The 19,500-nt window shown below is 48.8% G+C and carries 17 protein-coding genes and 1 tRNA gene; 11 read left to right on the top strand and 7 right to left on the bottom strand.

What is annotated here, in order from left to right; genetic code table 11:
* Positions 1-6: 6 nt before the first annotated feature.
* Both C943_RS00445 and C943_RS00450 read left to right on the top strand, forming a co-directional pair.
* The gene (locus C943_RS00445) at positions 7-1,113 is read left to right on the top strand and encodes a serine hydrolase domain-containing protein (protein ID WP_157198368.1); all 1,107 of its coding nucleotides are present in this window, start codon (positions 7-9) and stop codon (positions 1,111-1,113) included.
* Positions 1,114-1,426: 313 nt separating this feature from the next.
* The gene (locus C943_RS00450) at positions 1,427-2,059 is read left to right on the top strand and encodes a hypothetical protein (RefSeq protein WP_008623287.1); all 633 of its coding nucleotides are present in this window, start codon (positions 1,427-1,429) and stop codon (positions 2,057-2,059) included.
* A 13-nt stretch (positions 2,060-2,072) separates the two neighbouring features.
* On the opposite strand, the gene C943_RS00455 is transcribed toward C943_RS00450, so the two are convergent.
* Together C943_RS00455 and ygiD are read right to left on the bottom strand one after the other, a co-directional pair.
* Positions 2,073-2,759 carry a DUF1349 domain-containing protein gene (locus C943_RS00455; RefSeq protein ID WP_051069453.1) on the bottom strand — a complete coding sequence of 229 codons (687 nt, stop codon included), beginning with the start codon at positions 2,757-2,759 and terminating at the stop codon, positions 2,073-2,075.
* Between the two features lie 167 nt (positions 2,760-2,926).
* Entirely contained in the window at positions 2,927-3,760 is an 834-nt protein-coding gene (ygiD, locus tag C943_RS00460) for a 4,5-DOPA-extradiol-dioxygenase (protein WP_008623289.1), read from the bottom strand.
* 199 nt (positions 3,761-3,959) lie between these two features.
* On the opposite strand from ygiD, the gene C943_RS00465 reads away from it, so the two are divergent.
* Positions 3,960-4,430, top strand: a complete 471-nt coding sequence (locus tag C943_RS00465) for a DUF1905 domain-containing protein (protein WP_008623291.1) — start codon at positions 3,960-3,962, stop codon at positions 4,428-4,430.
* Positions 4,431-4,481: 51 nt separating this feature from the next.
* On the opposite strand, the gene C943_RS00470 is transcribed toward C943_RS00465, so the two are convergent.
* Positions 4,482-5,330 (bottom strand): helix-turn-helix domain-containing protein, encoded by an 849-nt coding sequence (locus tag C943_RS00470; RefSeq protein WP_040478360.1) that lies wholly within the window; start codon positions 5,328-5,330, stop codon positions 4,482-4,484.
* A 6-nt stretch (positions 5,331-5,336) separates the two neighbouring features.
* The gene (locus C943_RS00475; RefSeq protein WP_008623294.1) at positions 5,337-5,891 is read right to left on the bottom strand and encodes a cupin domain-containing protein; all 555 of its coding nucleotides are present in this window, start codon (positions 5,889-5,891) and stop codon (positions 5,337-5,339) included.
* A 260-nt stretch (positions 5,892-6,151) separates the two neighbouring features.
* On the opposite strand from C943_RS00475, the gene C943_RS00480 reads away from it, so the two are divergent.
* On the top strand, positions 6,152-7,384 hold the full coding sequence (locus tag C943_RS00480; protein ID WP_008623295.1) for a DEAD/DEAH box helicase: 1,233 nt from the start codon (positions 6,152-6,154) through the stop codon (positions 7,382-7,384).
* A 76-nt stretch (positions 7,385-7,460) separates the two neighbouring features.
* On the opposite strand, the gene C943_RS00485 is transcribed toward C943_RS00480, so the two are convergent.
* Positions 7,461-9,140, bottom strand: a complete 1,680-nt coding sequence (locus tag C943_RS00485) for a bifunctional metallophosphatase/5'-nucleotidase (RefSeq protein ID WP_008623296.1) — start codon at positions 9,138-9,140, stop codon at positions 7,461-7,463.
* A gap of 265 nt (positions 9,141-9,405) precedes the next feature.
* Between C943_RS00485 and C943_RS00490 the strand changes: the two genes are divergently transcribed.
* Together C943_RS00490 and C943_RS00495 are read left to right on the top strand one after the other, a co-directional pair.
* Entirely contained in the window at positions 9,406-10,275 is an 870-nt protein-coding gene (locus tag C943_RS00490; protein WP_008623297.1) for a TraB/GumN family protein, read from the top strand.
* Between the two features lie 28 nt (positions 10,276-10,303).
* Positions 10,304-11,239 (top strand): NAD-dependent epimerase/dehydratase family protein, encoded by a 936-nt coding sequence (locus tag C943_RS00495; RefSeq protein ID WP_157198369.1) that lies wholly within the window; start codon positions 10,304-10,306, stop codon positions 11,237-11,239.
* A 67-nt stretch (positions 11,240-11,306) separates the two neighbouring features.
* On the opposite strand, the gene C943_RS00500 is transcribed toward C943_RS00495, so the two are convergent.
* Entirely contained in the window at positions 11,307-13,058 is a 1,752-nt protein-coding gene (locus C943_RS00500) for an ABC transporter ATP-binding protein (RefSeq protein WP_040478370.1), read from the bottom strand.
* Positions 13,059-13,203: 145 nt separating this feature from the next.
* Between C943_RS00500 and C943_RS00505 the strand changes: the two genes are divergently transcribed.
* The 5 genes from C943_RS00505 to C943_RS00525 all read left to right on the top strand — a co-directional run bounded on the left by C943_RS00505 (position 13,204) and on the right by C943_RS00525 (position 17,993).
* Positions 13,204-14,460 carry a neutral/alkaline non-lysosomal ceramidase N-terminal domain-containing protein gene (locus C943_RS00505; protein ID WP_008623302.1) on the top strand — a complete coding sequence of 419 codons (1,257 nt, stop codon included), beginning with the start codon at positions 13,204-13,206 and terminating at the stop codon, positions 14,458-14,460.
* Positions 14,457-15,020: a DinB family protein gene (locus tag C943_RS00510; protein ID WP_008623304.1), complete on the top strand. Its 564-nt coding sequence runs from the start codon at positions 14,457-14,459 to the stop codon at positions 15,018-15,020. Before C943_RS00505 ends, C943_RS00510 begins: the two co-directional genes overlap by 4 nt.
* Before the next feature lie 11 nt (positions 15,021-15,031).
* The gene (locus tag C943_RS00515) at positions 15,032-15,595 is read left to right on the top strand and encodes a sugar O-acetyltransferase (RefSeq protein ID WP_008623306.1); all 564 of its coding nucleotides are present in this window, start codon (positions 15,032-15,034) and stop codon (positions 15,593-15,595) included.
* Between the two features lie 276 nt (positions 15,596-15,871).
* Positions 15,872-17,647, top strand: coding sequence for an acyl-CoA dehydrogenase (locus C943_RS00520; protein WP_008623310.1), 1,776 nt, complete (start codon positions 15,872-15,874; stop codon positions 17,645-17,647).
* A 261-nt stretch (positions 17,648-17,908) separates the two neighbouring features.
* A tRNA-Ser gene (locus C943_RS00525) sits at positions 17,909-17,993 on the top strand.
* A 294-nt stretch (positions 17,994-18,287) separates the two neighbouring features.
* Here the strand turns inward: C943_RS00525 and C943_RS00535 are convergent.
* The gene (locus C943_RS00535) at positions 18,288-19,499 is read right to left on the bottom strand and encodes an FG-GAP repeat domain-containing protein (protein WP_245545488.1); all 1,212 of its coding nucleotides are present in this window, start codon (positions 19,497-19,499) and stop codon (positions 18,288-18,290) included.
* Position 19,500: the final 1 nt, after the last annotated feature.

The following is a 19,500-nucleotide window of genomic DNA, read 5'->3' on the forward strand; positions in this document are numbered from 1 at the left end:
TCAGCCATGCCTTACCGAATCATCCCTTCCTTTGCGGCTTTGATGCTTTTGTTTGTACTGTTTTTCAGCGGCCTTTTTCATTCCCATGCGCAGGTTTCTCCATTCGAAAAGGGATTTTCGGAAGCTGGAGAAAAGGGATTTTCGGGTGTCATTCTGATTGCGGAAAACGGCAAAATCGTATTCGAAAAAGCGGTAGGCTATCGCTCATTCGAAACCAACACCCCGCTGCTGAGCACGGATATCTTTGAATTGGCTTCTGTTTCCAAGCAGTTCACTGCCATGATGGTCATGATGTGCGCCGAAAAAGGGCTTTTGGGCTATGATGATTTGGCGGAAAAGTACCTCGACATTCCCTACAAAGGCATCAGTATCCGGCAACTGCTGAGTCATACCAATGGACTTCCCGACTATCAGGCAGTAATGGACCAGCATTGGGACAAAACCAAAGTGGCCAGCAATGCTGATATCTTGGAATACCTGCGTCGCTACCAGCCGCCGATGCTCGCCAAGCCCGGGGAGAAATACGAATACAGCAACACGGGCTATGTCTTTCTGGCGAGTATCGTAGAGAAAGTGACCGGAAAGGATTTCATCGAACTCTCAAGAGCGTGGATTTTCCATCCTTTAGGTATGAAAAACACCGATATCAGAACGTTATCCGAAAAAGCCGCCGTGCCCAATTTTGCCGCAGGCCATCTGAAAGACGATAGCGGCAGATACGTCAATGCCAACAGATTCCATGCATCGGATTATACCGTGTGGTTGGGAAACCGCAAAGGCCCCGGTCGTATCAGCAGTACGGCGCAAGACCTCCTCAAATGGGACCAAGCGCTTTACAACGAAAAATTGGTCAGCAAGGCAACTTTAGAAGCAGCCTTCTCTCCCACCCGACTCAATGACGGCAGCTTCAGCAATTACGGATTCGGCTGGGAAATCCAACAAGACCCGAAATTGGGGAAAATCGTGCTGCACACGGGCGACAACCCCGGCTACAAGACTATTATCGTCCGCTTGATCGAGCAAAATAAGACACTGATCCTGTTGAATAACAATGCGCATGAGCATATGCAGGACTTGGTAAATCTCCAACTTGGCATTCTTGCGAAAAACTAGCCAAATTGTAAATCGCATTGGCGACGGCAACGTGGCATTTTGGATTTTCTCAAATAGGCAAAAAGGTCGGCAATTGAATCAAAAAAAAACGCCGGGGATACCGGCGTTTTCATTGTGGTCATAGAGTTAAAAAATTGATTTAGATCGCTAAACCGCTCGAAATTTAACAATACTTTTTTGGAATATTTACATTAAACTCAATAAACCTTGGCCTAATTTACCGCATAAACAATAGGTGAATCATAAAAAAACAAAATCTCCAAAAACCTTTTTGCGAGTGTCTTGGTTTTCAAATGCATGAAGTTCGAATGATATGAATATTCGTTTTGCAAAAGTCCTTTTGATCCTCGTTTTCATCGGTGTGGTGCCCATATCCTGCATGAAAAACTGTGACGGACCCTGTGGATGTGAACCTGTTTTTGCAGAAAGATTCTATTCAGCGAATTCATTTTCGATCGAGACCCTCTATAGAACAGACAGAAACCGCCCCATCGAACCGAATCGCTTCTACTTCCACGAAGGATTGTTCAAAGCCATCTGGGTTTCGCTACTGATAGAAATCAGCGATGCAATTGAAAAACCCAAAACGGGAGGACTATTCCCGGCAGCATATGCCTGCAGTCCGGCTAACTCCTTTTCGAGCGAAACACTGCGCGGTCTGCGGATCATCAACAAATCCCCTGTCACGCTCAACAATCAAGTATCTTTTGCAGCTGGCGAAACCATCAACGCGCATTTTGTCCTGACACAGAATTTCCAGCAGGAATTGCAGATATCGGATTTCATCGCACGTAATCACCGTTTTCAAAAAGACGAACGGATTTACATCAAATGCAAGACAAAGCCGGATCAGCCCACGCAACTTTTGGTCGATATTGAGGTAGAACTTGATAATGGAAGATTGTTTACCTTTTCAAACGAGACCATGAAGATCGCGCCGAATTGATAGGCTAGGTACTTCAAATCCCCTTGCGCATATCATCAGGAGACTTTTCTTCAAAGTGAATTTCCTCAAAAAGAACTTCAATACCTTCACCCATCGGGGACTGGGAACTGATGCCCAAATGGACCTTTGTAGGGAAGTCGTTTTTATATATCCGTAACAGCTGCCACTGCTGCTCGTCGAGTGAGTAGTAAAACCCAATTGACTCGACATTTGATGCGATTTTCATGTACACCGACGGTTGGGGAATGATCTCATGGTTGGCGTCGTCCGAAGTATCCACCGTCCTGACAGTGACCATACGGGTGGCCCCGCGTTCGTCCATTTCGAAAGCAAACTTTTGCCAATGCATATCATGCTCGTAAATGTAAAGTGCCCCGGCGTCGTACATCTTTCCAAAGGTGGGGCTCACTTTTACCGAAAAAGAAAAAGGTTTGGTATTGTCGATTTCCCGGGCCAAAATCGGCGCATTCCCATACCGTGTCTTGCCGTCGGCAGCATTAAAGAAATCTGTCTTAGGGCCGCTTTTGAATACGATTTTCCCGAGTTGATCGGTGCTCACGGCATCGCAGGCGCCATTGAGGCTGTGGCTGAAGGTAAAGGCGTTGAGGGTCAAATTACAGGGCTCCATATTTAGGGTGTTTCTTTCACAGGCTGTCAGCAACCATAACAATGCAAACAAGATTCTCAGGGATCTAATCATGGACGGGAGTATTGTAACTGCAATTTAGCCGTTCTCAAGTTAAATCGGAAAAGGTCCTGCAGGGAACTCCAGACAGGGAATTGGTCCTCTGTAGAGACCTTCGCAACCAGGCACATGCGACAGTGATGCTAAGATTACCCGAAACCGGAAACCTCAAAACTGATTCGCTACGACATCAACACAGATGTCATCGTCAGCGAACCTCCAACCAAGCGGTCGTTGAAAATTGAAACCTGATCCGCGCTTCCTTGCATACCGAGAATGTACAGCAAAGGATTGTAATGGTCGGGAGTCGGGATTGCCAATCGTCCCGCATTTCCCATTTTTTCCAGATCCAGCAAATCTTCGTGCCGCTTATCCGCAATCCTTGCTTTGAAAAACGCATTCATCTCAATCGCCCAATCATAGCCAAATCCCGGCTGCGCCAATTTATCCCAAGCCACCATGCGAAGGTTGTGCACCATATTGCCACTGCCAATCACCAGGACGCCTTTTCTCCGCAATATTCCCAACTGCCTGCCTAATTCATAATGAAAGGCAGGCGACTGATGATAATCAATGCTCAGCTGAAGCACGGGAATCCGCGCATCCGGATACATATGGCGCACTACAGTCCAAGCCCCATGGTCAAGGCCCCATTCATGGTCTGTATGGATGGACGGATTGGAAAAATGTTCCTGCATCCAATTTGCCAATGTCGGTTCTCCCGGCGCAGGATATTGCACCTCGTGGAGGGCTTTGGGAAATCCCCCAAAATCATGGATCGTCTCCGGAAAATCCATGGCGGTGACATGTGTGCCCCGGGTAAGCCAGTGTGCCGAGACCACCAAAATGGCCTTTGGTCGGGGAAGTGTCTTACCCAATTGCTGCCACTGCAGCGAAAACTCGTTGTTTTCGATCCCGTTCATCGGTGAGCCATGTCCGACAAACAGCGTCGGCATCAAATCTTGACTCAGCTGATCGAGCGACCAATTGTAAAGGGAATGGAGTGAATTTGCCATATACAGGATTTGAACAAGGAATCTGAAAATTTCAATCCCTGGTTCAACAGATTTTTTTCAAGGATATCCAAATGACCGCAAATGCCAATTTCCCTCCTTACAACGGACCCTTGAACACGATTTATTCGGAGTAATCTAAGCGGGTCTTTTGGGGACGGTTCACTAAATTTGAGCAGGTTTTTTGGGATTGTTTTTCTAGATGAAAATGGAACTTCAACTGCTCGTCGACAAAGACTGCCAATTGCAAAAGTTCCCCGGAAAGGGAGGCTGGACTTTCCTTTTGTTTCCCGAACTACTGGTAGAGAAGAAAACCCCCTTTGGTATGCGCAAAGTCAGCGGACAGATCGATTCCTATGAGTTTGCTGAAATGACCCTCATGCCTTTTGGCAAAGGGGTGCTTTTCCTTCCCGTGAAATCAGAAATCCGCAAAAAAATAGGAAAAGGAGAAGGTGACTGGGTACGTGTCAGGCTCTTCACCGAGGCGATCGAGGAAACTGAGGATGAATTGATGACTTGCCTGAAAGACGCGCCGCTGGCACTTGAAAGGTTCCTGCAGCTTCCCGAAGAGGAACGCGAAATGCACATCCAATCCATCAACGATCTGAAAATCCAAGATCGGAAAGTGGAGAAAATTGTTAGGCTGATCGAGCAGTTGGAGCGGAATCTGTAGCCTTTTAACCAAGGACTATTCAGTACCCACTCCTGAAATCCCCTCCTATACTCAGAAAACCAATTCCTGCCTGACCTCCACCACCCCGAATGTGCGTTCGGGTGCTTTGGTATCGAGTTCATAAAATCCAGTCGGAGTCATATTGGTAAAGTACTTGTAATCCTTGGCCAAATGCTGGTAATCATGGTATCCGCATGCCAAGGCAATTGTAAGCCAGTCCAAATGCGGGTGGGCATTTTTCATAAAAAAGGCCCGCTCAAACCGTACCACTTTGTCAAAAAGTTTGGGACCAACTCCAGTCCTTTCCACAAATCTCCTCAAAAATTGCCGGCTACTGAGGCAGGAATCGGAAGCAAGTGTGTCTATCGAAAGTGGCCTTTTCTGGTTCAAAATCGCCGCCCCCACCTTGTCTATTCCCTGCAATCCGAATTTTGAGTTTTTGACCAACCGATTCAAAAATGCTTCTGCCAGACCAATCACCGCCTCGACTTCATCGGAATTACACATTTGCTCGTGAACCGTCCTGATTTCCTTGCCCCAAATGGCCTCGGCGTCTATGAACGTATTGGTGAGTTCAAAGGCGGGAATCCCTGTCAGTAGGTACAAGGTACTTGGTTGAAGGACTATTTGCAAACACCAAAAATCATTGCCCGTATGTCGGTTGGTTACCAGGGTGTGAAGTCCATTGATGGTGCAGCGATAATGGCTCAGCACATCTGCGCTTCCGTGGATGTTGACTTTTTGGACATTTCTCAAGAAGAATAAAAGGCAAATTTCGGGTCGGGGACAATACACCTTTGCAGGAATTGATGCCCTCGACCCAAACTCAAACCTAATGATCTGGTGTTTTCTCACGTATTCCCGCAGATGCGGGCTTGGCAAAAAATCCTTGAGAATCATGTTGTCTTATCTTAAAGTCAATGGAGGTCCGACATTTTTAATTCCATGGTCCAGTGAAATTTTTTGTGCCTCCTCCGCGGTTGGTGCCCTGCCAAGGTCATGCATGGTTTGGAAAAACTCTTCCATCATGAATGCAGGCTGGAGCAAATAGACCAATTTGCCCCGGTCTGAAGTTTGGATCCAGGTGTGGGGAATGTTTCTCGGCAGGAAAATCGTGTCACCCGACCCAAGTTCATGAAACTCCTCACCCAATTGGAACAGAAACGTTCCTTCCACCACGTAGAAAACCTCATCCTGTTCCAGATGAACATGGAGCGCAGGACCGGTTTTCTCCATTCCAATATACTCAAATACCGACAACTGTCCCAAGGTATCCTTGGAGGAAATTTTGAGATCGTTGGGATTGACACCTTTAAACGGCGTATGCTTGCCGTGCCTTGCTTCGCCTGCCTTCACCAAAAAGCCTTCATTTCCCTCGGTCTTCCCGATTGGAAATGCCATCAGATCTGAGCCAAATGCCGTCAGCGCAGCGGAGGTTAAGAGAAATTTTCTTCGTTTCATGGTTTACGTTGAGTAGGTTGCTATACAAAAATACCATGGCCCAAAATCCGTCTAGTGGTAAAAATCGGACATTGTTTTCTTCCCTTCCGACTTGCTAACGAACTTCGGAGAATTACGATTTTGGTTCAAATGGTAGTTTATACCCAAAAAAATCGTACCTTTGTCTCACTTTGTTAAAAGTCCGGTCCGTTGTAGGCCGCTTTTCCTTCTACTTTCCGACCCTTAAGAACGTACAACATCTTGGTCGGCCCCACTTCAAAATGGCATTTAAAAATCTCGGAATCATTGATCCCATCCTTCAGGCATTGGCCCAGGAAGGATACACTACACCCACGCCCATTCAGCAACAGGCAATCCCAATCGTCCTTCAGGGCAGGGACCTCTTGGGCTGCGCACAAACAGGCACAGGAAAAACGGCCGCATTCGCGATCCCGATTATCCAGCATTTGGCGGAAAAGAAACAGCACCGTCCAGGCATCAAAGCTCTGATACTTACCCCGACCCGCGAATTGGCAATCCAAATCGACGAAAGCTTCGCCGCCTATGGCCGGTTTGCCAAAATCAGCCACACGGTGATCTTCGGCGGTGTTTCCCAACTTCACCAAGTCAATGCCCTCAAGCGGGGCGTGGACGTATTGGTGGCTACCCCCGGCAGATTGCTTGACCTGATCGGACAGAAATACATCGACCTCAGCAAACTGGAGATTTTCGTCTTGGACGAAGCAGACCGCATGCTCGACATGGGATTTATCCATGATGTCAAAAAGGTCATCGCCTTGTTGCCTTCAAAAAGGCAAACCTTGTTCTTCTCGGCAACGATGCCCCCGGAAATCCAAAAACTGGCTGATAGCCTTTTGACCCATCCGGCATTGGTGGAAGTGACGCCACCGTCCTCCACCGTGGACAAAATAGAGCAGCGGCTGTACTATACCAACAAAGGGGATAAACCGGCGCTCTTGCTATATCTTTTGCAGGAGAAAAAAATCGGATCCGCACTTGTCTTTACACGGACCAAGCATGGTGCCGACAAAGTCGTCAAGCTACTCCAACGTGAAAAGGTCAAATGCGCAGCCATCCATGGCAACAAAAGCCAAAACAACCGCCAAAACGCGCTCAATGACTTCAAAAGCGGCAAGCTGCAGGTGTTGGTAGCGACGGATATCGCAGCCCGCGGGATCGATATCGACGAACTAGCCAATGTCTTCAATTATGACCTGCCCAATATTCCCGAAACGTATGTGCACCGCATTGGCCGCACGGGACGCGCTGGAAATTCGGGCTTGGCCATGTCCTTTGTGGATGGCGAAACATTGAAGGAACTCAAGGATATAGAAAAGTTGATCGGCAAAAAAATCCCCGTGATAGAAGACCATCCTTTTCCGTTTACCGGAGTGGTACCGGAACCAACTCCTGCAAAACCAGCCCAGAAACCGGCAAGTCAATCCGGAAACAGATCATCTGACAAAAACCGCAAAAATCGCTGGAGACGGTAATTTCTCCGTTTTTACAATACAATCACAACAAGGGCTCCAATACCAAAAACCGGCTTATTGGAGCCCTTGCTTCATTTTATCGGAATTCATAGTCAACTCCCCGCACCTGGGTCAGCAGCGTAGCGGGTGCGTCCAATGCCTTAGCGGCTCCCCTTGGCCTCGGCGTCACCGGCGAATTGGCCTTCAGGTAGTTGACCATCACCTGATGAAGCGTGTAGGACGTGTTTTGGGTGTTTTTCACATTGCGCATCCGGCAGACCATATCCGCAGGGTCTCCGTCCCGCTCGCAGGCCGCGATGGAGTACACTTTGTCATCGCTGATTGCCTGACCGCCGACGGTGATGGATTTCACCCGCTTACCTTCCTCGCCATACGCATAGAATTCTACCTCCATGCCTTTGAACTTGGTCACCCAACCCCCAAAACGCTTGGAGGCATCTTCTGCGAATACGTTGTTGAGTTCGCGTTCGAGCCAGGTTTTGATTTGGGCACCCGTGACTTCTCCTGTTCGCACGACCGAATCCACCGGCAGCATGTCAAAAATAAAGCCTTTGGTTATTGGAATATTTCCGGTACCGTCGGGTGTGGCTCTGGGCGGACAGAACCTAAAACCATTAGACAGGATGATATCAATGTTTGGCAACTGCCAATCCAAGGCATCCAACACCATCGTATCGATCGGATTTTCGATCACAAAATATCTATAGAGCGGAATTGTCGAATGACCTACCACTTCGTTGATTTCGGATAAAAACGGCGCTTCAGCTTGTTGTACCAAATCCCGCATTTCCTTCGAGGGTTTCGTTTTGTTCGCATCTACTTCCAAAAGGCTATAGCGCTCCCCTACCACTTTTCCACCTTCGAAAGTCAATTCCAATTTCCCCACAAAAGATCCAAAAGCCCCTGGTTGCACGACTTTGGCATATCTGCATTGGATCGGAACACGCACACGCTCGTGGGTATCGGCACCAAAGATATAATCCACCCCTTCGCATTCCGGAAGGTTTGCCAAATGTATCTCCTGCGAAAGGCCCGTATGGGAAAGTACGGCGACAAATGCACACTTTTCCTGGTTGCGGAGGACTTCGACGTAATGCTTGAGGTTGTATTCCGGTTTGGTGAAAATGATCCCTTTGCTGTAGTTCGGGGATTGACGCTGTGGGATCAAATGGTCATTGTAGCCAAGAAATCCAATTTTGACGCCATTGACGTGCCAAATGTAGTAGGGAGGAAAAATCAGCTCGCCTTTTTCCCCATTGCCGAGGTCATGGTACATATTGGCGCATACTTTTGGTGCATACAGCGATCCCATCAGGGACTGCATGGCTGGCTTATAATAGATCACTTCCCAGTTACCCGGAAGATATAGGTCGTAGTCGAGGGCATTCAAAATCGGCACAAAAGCTTCTCCTTCGGTTTTGACCGAAAGCATGGAACCCTGGAACATATCGCCAGTATCGACCAGAAAAGAATGTTGATACTTTGCCCTTTCCTTTTCCAAAAAAGCGGCCATTTCAGCGTATCCGCCTGTTTTCCTAAAGACGGTCTTTCCGTTTTCCCAAAAGAGCTCATCATGGGGATGCAACTGACAATGCACATCGGTAGTCTGAAACAGTCCGACAGTAAACCTTTCTGGCTTACCTGTCTGTTCCTCCGAATGCCCAACTGCATTGGCCAAGCCGCTCAATGGAAGCAAGCCGGAACCTGCACCGAGTGCGGTGATTTTCTTGAGGAAGTCTCTTTTGGATGGATTCATTTTGGGTTTGGATAAAGTTTGGTGAGATGAAACCTATATGTTCGTGCAAAGCATGGACTTAGGCAAATTAATTGAACGGGATAAAATTGCAGATTTCCTATCCCATATTTTGTGACAAGCGTTACACGCGGGCCTTCCCTGAATGAGAAAAGACTGCCCCATCACCTTTTTCCTGCAACCCTTAACGACAATACCATTTTACACCGCCAGTCAGTATATTTGGTTAAAGTTGAAACCCTAAAACCATCTTTTGAAATCCTTGTATATGAAATCCATCCAATCGAAAACATTTTTAGCGCTGGCCTTTTCCCTGCTATTCGTCCTCCAATCCATTTCACAGACCCTTGACAATTCACTTCTCTGGCGGATCAGCGGAAATGGCTTGAAACAGGATTCCTACCTGTTTGGCACAATCCACATCATCTGTGAGGAGCAGTTCTGGATGGAACCAAAAATCGAAAAAGCCCTCGAATCCGCCCAAGTCCTTGCATTGGAAATCGACATGACCGACCCGAACCTGATGGCCGAAATGCAGCAGCTCTCCATTAATCCCGGTTTCAAGAATATCAAAGGCGAATTCACGGATGAGCAGGCGGCCGCGCTGAGTGGATTTTTGACCCAGCACTATGGGGCAGGACTGGACCAATTGGGCATTCTGAAGCCTTTTGTATTGTCCTCTATGGTGATGATCAAAATGCTTCCCTGCGAGCAGCAGAGCAGTTACGAGACTTTTTTCACCGAAAAAGCAAAATCCCAAGGAAAGAAAGTGATCGGCCTCGAGACAGCCGCCTTCCAAATTGGCATGTTTGACCAAATCCCGCAAAAGATCCAAATCGAAGATCTAGCAGAAATGGTAACGGAAAAGGACGCGCTTGCCGAACTCAACCAACTCGTCGAAACCTATCTTTCGCAAGACCTTGACAAAATGTATCAGATCATCACGGACAATGAGATGTTCCAACAATACGGTGACCTGCTGTTGAAGCAAAGAAACGAAAACTGGATCCCAAAAATCGAAGAGCTGGTCAAAAACCAATCTGCCTTCATTGCCGTCGGTGCCGGCCACCTGCCGTCCGATTCCGGCGTGATCCAATTATTGCGAAAAGCGGGCTTCAAGGTCGAAGCCGTCAAATAATCTTCACTATTCAAAACCGATGACACCAATGGTAACCACCCCTGTCCACACCATTTTGGGCTCCACGGGCAATATCGGCACCGCGCTCGCCAATGAGCTTTCCAAAAAGCCGGTCCAAATCCGCCTCGTTTCCAGAAACCCGAAAGCGATCAACGCCAACGATGAATTGGTAAAGGCCGATTTATTGAATTCCACGGATGTTGAAAAAGCTGTAGCTGGTTCTTCCGTAGTGTATTTGGTGACGGGTATTCCCTACAATGTGAAAACCTGGCAAGAGCAATGGCCAGTGATCATGGAAAACGTGCTGAATTCCTGCGAGAAACACGGTGCACGGCTCGTCTTTTTTGACAACATGTATGCCTATGACCCGAAACATGTTGGTCACCTGACCGAGGAAACGCCCATGCGGCCGGAAAGCGGAAAGGGAAAAGTACGGGCAAAGATAGCGCAGATGGTATTGGATGCGATCAGTTCCTCCAAATTGACGGCCATGATTGTGAGGGCGGCGGATTTCTATGGTCCGGGCGCCAAACTGAGTTTCCTGCATGAAATCGTCATCAACCGGATGATGGCTGGCAAGACGCCACAATGGCTGTACAGCGGCAGCAAGAAGCACTCGTTTACCTATATCCCCGATTGCGCCCGGGCCATGGCCGAATTGGTGCAGCACGAAAGCGCCTGGAACCAAGTATGGCATCTGCCAACTTCAAATGAATATCCAAGCGGACAGCAGATCGTGGATATCGTAGCAAAAGAGCTGAAAATGGGCAACAAGCTGATGGTCGTGCCTGCATGGATGGTCAAGCTATTGGGAGTTTTCACCCCAATTCTCAAGGAAGTTGTCGAACTCCGTTACCAATTGGACCAAGACTATTGCTTTGATTCCTCCAAGATCGAAAAGGCTTATGGCCTCAAACCAACCGCTATCCAGACGGGACTGAAGGCGTGTTTGAAGGGGAGATGAAAGTGATTGGTTATTGGGTTTTTGGTTGAAAGCCAATCGACTTTGGTTTTTTCCCAATAGAAACCCATCAAATCCTCGCCTGATAGGTGTACAGCTGATAGTATCTTCCTTTCTTCTCGATCAGTTCTTCATGCTGGCCCTGTTCGGCGATTTGGCCATGCTCGATCACAAGGATCTGATCTGCCTGTCGGATGGTGCTGAGCCTGTGGGCGATCACAAAAGTCGTCCTTCCCTGCATCAGTTCCTTCAGACTCGCCTGAATCAAGGATTCGCTTTCCGTATCAAGATTGGAAGTAGCCTCGTCCAATACCAGAATCCGCGGATCAGCCAATATCGCCCGTGCGATTGCGATCCGTTGCCTTTGTCCACCCGATAGCTTGACGCCACGTTCCCCGATCAAGGTATCCAAGCCTTTTTCAAACCTATCCGTAAACTCATGCACATGGGCCGCCTTTACGGCTTGCAGTAGTTGGGATTCAGTCGCATTTGGCCGCGGGAAAAGGATATTTTCGCGGATCGTTCCCTCAAATAGAAAGTCGTCCTGCAACACTACGCCCAACTGGGAACGGTAGGAATCCAAGGTCAACTGCTCCAAATCCACTCCGTCCACGGTAATCATACCCGATTCCGGATTCAAAAAAGAAGCCGCCAATCCCGCGATGGTCGTTTTTCCAGAACCTGAAGTCCCCACCAAAGCCGTCACCGAACCCGCAGGAGCATGGAAACTGATGTTTTTCAAAACCTCCTTCCCCTCTTCGTAAGCGAAGGAAACGTTCTTGAATTGGATGTCTCCCTTCAGTCCGGGGAGTTGGATGGTTCGTTTGCCGGAAGCATTCTCCAAGGGCGTATTCATGATCTCCTCGGTCCGGTCCAGTCCTGCAAATGCCTCCGTGAACTGGCTGCCGATATTGCTCATTTGGACGATGGGCGCGATCATAAAGCCGAGATAAAGCGTAAATGCCAAAAAGTCCCCGAAGGTCATCTGCCCATCCATAATCATATAGCCACCGATGCCCATAATGCCGGCCGAAGCCAAACCGAGCAGGAAAGTCGCTGAGGATGTCACGAAACTCGTCGCAGTCAGAGAGGCCTTCACATTGAGATAGAGCCTCTCTACCCCGGCCTCAAAGGTCTTGATCTCCTGCGCTTCCGCATTGAAGCCTTTGATCACGCGGATACCGCCCAAGGTCTCTGTCAGTCGGCCCGTGACTTCGGCGTTGATTTTACCCCGCTCCCTGAAAATGGGTCGGATTTTTCCAAAAGCCTTTAATGAAATCAGCCCAAAAATGATCACCGGTACCAAGACGTACAAAGTCATCAGCGGCGAAATGTAGATCAACAAGCCCAAAGAAATTGCCGCCGTCAAGACCCCGCCAATCATCTGGGCAAAGCCGGTACCCACCAGATTACGTACACCCTCCACGTCAGTCATGATGCGGGATACCAACTCGCCGGTTTTGGTATTGTCAAAAAACCTGATGGGCAACTGGATGATGTGGCGCTGGACCTTGGCACGGAGTTGCGAGATCAAATGCTGCGCCTCCACGGACAGGATTTGGGTCAATGCGTAAGAGGTGACTGCTTGAATCGTAATGGACGCGACAACGGCGATGACCAGCCATTTTAGCAAGTCAAGGTTGTTGGATGGAATCACATCATCGATCAAAAACTTACTCGCTCCGGGAAGCACGAGGCCGGAAAGTCTTGAGATAATGATCAAAAAAAGGCCGGTGAAAAGATGCCTCCTTCTGGGCCAAATGATGGTTTTGAAAACATGGGCCATAGTGACCCTGTTTTCCTTCGGTCTTGATTTTGCCATAGTTGGGTTAAAAACATTTTCTAACATCCCAATCCCGGAAATAAGTTCGGGAGGCAGCAATAAAAACAGTCTTATCATCTGCCTCTAGCGAAAGAATTTTTATCTTTCAATGGCATTGCTTCTCTTACCAATAAACCCATCCAAAATGAGAAAACTGCTTTTTCTGAGTCTTTGCATTTTATCGCTCCTAGGCTGCGCGGCACCCAAGGAATCCAAAAAAGGCCCTGAACTTTTGGTAGGCGTTTCGAAGGCGTCCATCAATCCGCCGCTTGGTGCCTTCATTGCCGGAGACAAACAAAACCGGGTGTTCACCGGGGTTTTGGACAGCCTCTATGCCAAAGCGGTGGTGCTGTATGATGGAGAAAAAGCCCTTGCCTTGGTAACGGTAGACTGCATTGGACTACTTTATCCCGAACTCCAAAAAGTGAGGGAAGCCGTGGCGCTGATGCCTTTTGATATTCCTTTTTCCCCGGAAAACATTGTCATTTCCAGCACCCATACCCATTCAGGACCCGATGTCGTGGGGATTTGGGGTAAAGACTACAGTCAAAGTGGTCGGAACCCCGAGTACATGGATTTTTTGGTACAAACGATCTCTGCCCAAATCCTGGAAGCTTCCAAATCCCTACAGCCCGTCAGCGCCCGTTTTGCCCGTGCCAGTTTTGGTGAATCTTGGGTCGAAAACATCTGTGGAGAGGAAATCGACCGGGAAGTGACCTCTATTCGTTTTGTCGATCAGGAAGAAAAAACCGTCGCATCCCTGACCAATTTCGCCTGCCATCCAACCCATCTGGATGCGGTATTTTCCGAGATATCAGCCGATTACCTGGCGGGTTTCTACAAGGCCATGGAAAAAAATTGGGGCGGAGAGCATCTCTTCCTGCAAGGTGCCATTGGCGGCTGGGTGCAACCGAAAGACAAAGCCGACTACCAAATCGCCCTACAAAGAGGAAGGGACTTGGCCGAAACGGTCATCAATGCCCACCAAAAAGAAACGCCCTTGCAATCGGACCGTATTTTCTTCAGTAGAAAAACCATTCTCTTCCCCGTCGAAAATGAAGCTTGGAAGGCCCTAGCTGCCGGGGGGATTTTTGATCGGAACATCGGGGAAATGGTCGAATCAGAAGTCACTTGGTTCGGAATCGGAGAGGCTACTTTTGCCACGCATCCCGGTGAAAGCACGCCATTCCATTCCTTGGAAACCAAAAAGATGATGCCTGAGGGGCCAAAATTTGTCCTTGGACTCGGGCAGGACGCGCTCGGCTATATCCTCAAACCCAGCTATTTTGAAGATCCCACGCTTCCCCATGCAGCCTACCTCACCCGGACTTCTTTGGGCAAAAATACCGCTGAGACGATGATGCAGGCAATTTCCGAACTATCCCAATCCACCAAAAAATGAGCATTTTCGATAAAACCAAAAGTTGGATAGACACCTTCCGCTTCGTCTCCAAAGAAGTGGAGACGCACTTTGCGGGGCTGAACTTGGAAACGCTATACGCCAAGCCACATCCCCAACAGTGGAGCATCGCCGAAAACCTGCAACACCTGATCACGATCAACCGCAGTTATTACCCCATTTTTGACAACCTCAAAAGAGGGACCTACCATGGGGCTTTTATCGGAAGGTTTCCTTTTTTCACCAAGATGTTTGGCGATATGGTTTTCAAATCGATCAGCGATGGGGGCAAAAAGAAATACAAAACCTTTCCGCTTTGGGAACCAAAGGTAGAGATTGGCGATCCAGAAATCATCGGCAGGTTCATGGTTCACCAAAGGGAATTTGAGGAGAAAATTCAGGAAATGATCCCTTTTCTTGAAAAGAAAGCCGTCATCCATTCCCCGGCCAACAAGCTCATCGTCTACACCTTGGAGCGGGCTTTCGACATCATCACCGCCCATGAACTTCGGCACCTGGATCAGGCCAAGCGGGCTTTGGAGGCTGTCACCAACAAACTATAAATGAAATCAGCATGAAATCCGAGAAAGAAAAAATGCTGTCCGGAGAGCTATATATGGCTTCGGACCCCCTATTGACGGCAGAGCGAATCCGCGCCAGGCAACTGGTAAAAAGCTACAATGATGCGTTTCCCGAAGAGGTTGAAAAGCGGACTGGGATTTTGGAGCAATTGTTGGGAAAAATGGGAAAAGGAAGTTGGATTGAGCCGCCGTTTTATTGCGACTATGGGTACAATATCCTTCTGGGCGAAGGTGTTTTCTTCAACTTCAATTGCGTGTTTCTGGATGTCATGCCGGTTGTCGTCGGAGACCGGGCAATGGCGGGACCCAATGTCCAATTCTACACGGCTACCCATCCCATAGATGCGAAGGAGCGCGCAAGCCTCCTGGAATACGCCAAACCGATTGAAATTGGTGAGGATGTCTGGATTGGGGGAAGTTCTGTGATTTGCCCTGGGGTAAAAATCGGCCCCCGCAGCATCATTGGAGCAGGGTCTGTAGTTACCAAGGACATACCTGCCGATGTCATCGCCGCCGGGAATCCCTGCCGGGTGATTAGGGAGATTGGGGGGAAATAAGGATTGGTTATCGGTTATTGGTTATTGAGTTATTGGTTATTGAGTTATTGAGTTGATAGTCCATAGACCATAGTCGATAGAAACGACCACGGTAAGGGGTCCGCATCCCACAGATTCGGCCTGCGTTTCTCAAAGCTGAATCTGGCGATTCAATTCTCTAGAAACATCAAAAATCCACTCTCATTTCTTGCCTCTTGTTTCTTGATTCTAGTCTCTTGATTCTTGTGTCTTGTGTCTTGTGTCTTGTGTCTTGTGTCTCAAATCTAATTTTCACCTATGTACTTCTCAAAAAAAGATCTTCACTTCCAACTTTTCGAAAACCTCCAAGTGACGGAACTCGGCAGGTTGCCCTATTTCCAAGACCATGATCGGGAGACTTTTCAAATGGTGCTGGATAGTGCAGAGCAAATTGCAACACAGTCACTTCGGCCACACCTGACGGATATGGACAGGAACGAGCCCCAACTCGTCGACGGAAAAATCCACGTCCACCCCGCCATGGGGGATATTATTCGTCAATTCGCGGAAGGGGGCTGGATCAATGCCACCTTTTCCTACGACGAAGGCGGACAGCAACTTCCCAGCGTCATGCACATGGCGGCCGGATTTATCTTCCAATCCGCCAATTATTCGGCTTCGGTTTATCCATTTTTGACCACAGGAGCAGCAAATCTTATTCGGACTTTCGGCAGTCAAACATTGAAGGAAACCTTCATCCCAAACATGCTGTCCGGCAAATGGCAAGGCACCATGGCACTGACTGAACCCGATGCCGGATCTTCCTTGGCGGATATCAGGACCACGGCCCACCCTACCGACCGTCCCGGAGTCTACAAAATCAAGGGCCAAAAAATCTACATTTCCTGCGGGGACCATGATGCCTGCGAAAACGTAATACACCTCATGCTGGCCAAGATACCCGGTGCGCCACTGGGGGTAAAAGGCATTTCCCTTTTTGTGGTACCCCAAAAACGTGTTCCCTCGGGAGAAGGCAATGACGTGCTGACGGAGGGTATCTACCACAAAATGGGCTACAAAGGCGCTCCAATTGCCCATTTGATGATTGGCTCGCAGGATGGTTGTGAGGGATATCTGGTCGGAGAACCCCACCAAGGCCTTGCGTACATGTTCCAAATGATGAACGAAGCGCGCATCGGCGTCGGCATGAATGCAGTCGCTATCGGCACCGCTGCCTATTACGCTTCCTTGGACTATGCGAAAGAACGGCCCCAGGGAAGAAAACTCGGAGAAAAGGACCTTTCCCAACCCCAAGTCCCCATCATCAAACATGCCGATGTCAAGCGGATGCTGTTGTTCCAAAAAGCGATTACCGAAGGCGCCTTGAACCTGATCCTATATTGTTCCCAATTGGCGGATATCGCACATGCAGGTGCCGGAAATGATGCCGAGGAAGCCGCTTTGCTGCTGGATTTATTGACCCCAATAGCCAAATCATATCCTTCCGAAATGTGTTGCCTCACAACCTCTGCAGCCGTGCAGGTCCTTGGAGGCGCAGGGTACACCCGGGATTTCCCTGTCGAGCAATACTACCGCGAAGCCCGCATCCATCCTATCCACGAGGGCACGACGGGGATTCACGGCATGGATTTGTTGGGGAGAAAAGTGCTGATGAAAGAGGGAATGGCTTTGAGACTGCTCTCAAAGGCTATTGTTGAAACCATCCATTCGGCTGAAAAGCAAGAAAAACTCAGGCCGTTTTCCCAGAGTCTGCAGCGCTACCTCGAAAAGGCTGGTGCCCTCACCCAGCATCTTGTCGCCAAAGCTCCCAAGGATCCGGAAGTATTTTTGGCGGATGCCTCCTTGTACTTGGAGTATTTGGGCATTTTGGTGGTGGCCTGGCGATGGCTTGCAATGGGAATCACCGCCACGGAATCATTGGAAAGGGAGAATGGCCAGTCTGATTTCCTATATGGAAAATTGGCGGCCATGCGGTATTTCTACGAATATGAATTGGTGAAAATGGATGGCTTGGGAAAAAGACTGTCGTCCTTGGACCAAGTAACCGTAGAAATGCGGCAGGAATGGTTTTGAGTAAAAAACATAAGTCCCAAAAATTGAGCTCCTTAGCCCAAAACAATCAATTTTTGCCTTTTTCCTTTTTGCAAATTCCAGCAATCCATCTACATTTGCAATCCGTAAAAGAACGGATCACATAGAGGAGTGGCAGAGTGGTCGTCCCGATAGCTATCGGGAGCGGCGGTCTTGAAAACGACTCAATTTCATAGAGGAGTGGCAGAGTGGTCGTCCCGATGGCTATCGGGAGCGGCGGTCTTGAAAACGACTCAATTTCATAGAGGAGTGGCAGAGTGGTCGATCGCGGCGGTCTTGAAAACCGTTGAACCGAGAGGTTCCGGGGGTTCGAATCCCTCCTCCTCTGCAAAAGAAAGCCTGGCGCAAAGCGCTGGGCTTTTTGCATTTTAAGGAGCCAAGCTTGCTTGAGCTGCTTGAAGTGCAAAAAGCCCAAATCGAACGAAGTGAAGAGGCTTTTCTTTTGCAACTCCCCCAATTCGGGATCGACGAAGTCAATCCCTCCTCCTCTGCATTCAAAAAGCCAAGCGTTTGCTTGGCTTTTTTCATTTCGAATCGGCGGGAGCAGCCCCGCTCCCGATAACTTTCGGGACTGGCTCGTCGCTAAAACAGTCCACCGGACTGTTTTTTTCACGCTCCGCCCTCACCTCTCCTGCTTAAAAACAAACACCCCCTTCTTATTCGCGACAATGATGTCCATCAGGCCGTCACCAGTGATATCTTGGGTGAGGACTTGTACCCCTACTCCGGAATCAGTGTCTACCACATGCGGAATCCAACGCGGTTCTTTGCCGGGGACAAACTCATACCAATACAAATAGGGTGTATCATACTCTCCGGGATCAGCGCCCATATGGGCAAAAAACCGCTTTCCCGTCACGAAATCGGGAATCCCATTTCCATTGATATCGACGAGGGAAAGCGCATGGGTCTGGGTATAGGTGGTGTCTATGGTATGTGTTTTCCAAGAACTGACACCATTGTCATTTATTTGCTGATGCCACCAAATCCCTTGGTTGTGCGCCGAGGAGGAGAGCACATCCTTCAAGCCGTCGCCATTGAAGTCGTAGGCAAACAGCTGTGCGGCCGCTTCACCGAGATTGGCAGGATGGAATTTCCAGTTTGGTTGGGTCGGGTCCGCAGGTCCCTCCCACCAACCCTCGCGGATGATCACATCCATCCGACCGTCCCCATTCATATCACCGACTCCGAGGCCATGGTAATAAGGTGCCGTACCAAGGCCATCTTGTGGGTTGATGGTATAGCGGGTCCATTCGCCATTCCCGGATTTGGGGGCTTTGAGCCAAATGATTTCTCCTGTATAGGGATTTCCTCCGATGATTTCCAACTCCCCGTCACCGTCAATATCATAAAACCCTGCCGACTCATTGCCCAAAGTGGGATAGATTGCATGGGCTTTCCAATACCCTGACTGGTTCTTGGGATTCTCATACCACATCACTTCCTTTCCCGGAAATCCGATCCGCACAAAATCCACCCATCCGTCCCGATTCACGTCGATTCCATGGCTGACAAACGCATTGGAATAACCCTTATCGTATTCGAACTTTATCGGCTTCGTCATTTCCTGCATCTTCCAGTCTGGTGCTTCAAACCAATAAGCGCCCGCCATCACATCCACCAAGCCATCACGATTCACGTCACCTACTGCCACGCCTTCCGCCAAGAACTCCCTCGTCAAGACATGTTTTTTGAACGATATCCGATCGCCGGGAACGGCGGTACGCGGTTTTTGGGCGAATGCCCCCGACCCCATCAACAGGAATAGACTGAGGAAAATGGGAAACCTTGGATTCAACATGGCTTTTAGATTTTGCATTAATTTGGTCATCATT

This window comes from Mariniradius saccharolyticus AK6, assembly GCF_000330725.2.
GTDB classification, from domain to species: Bacteria; Bacteroidota; Bacteroidia; order Cytophagales; family Cyclobacteriaceae; genus Mariniradius; species Mariniradius saccharolyticus.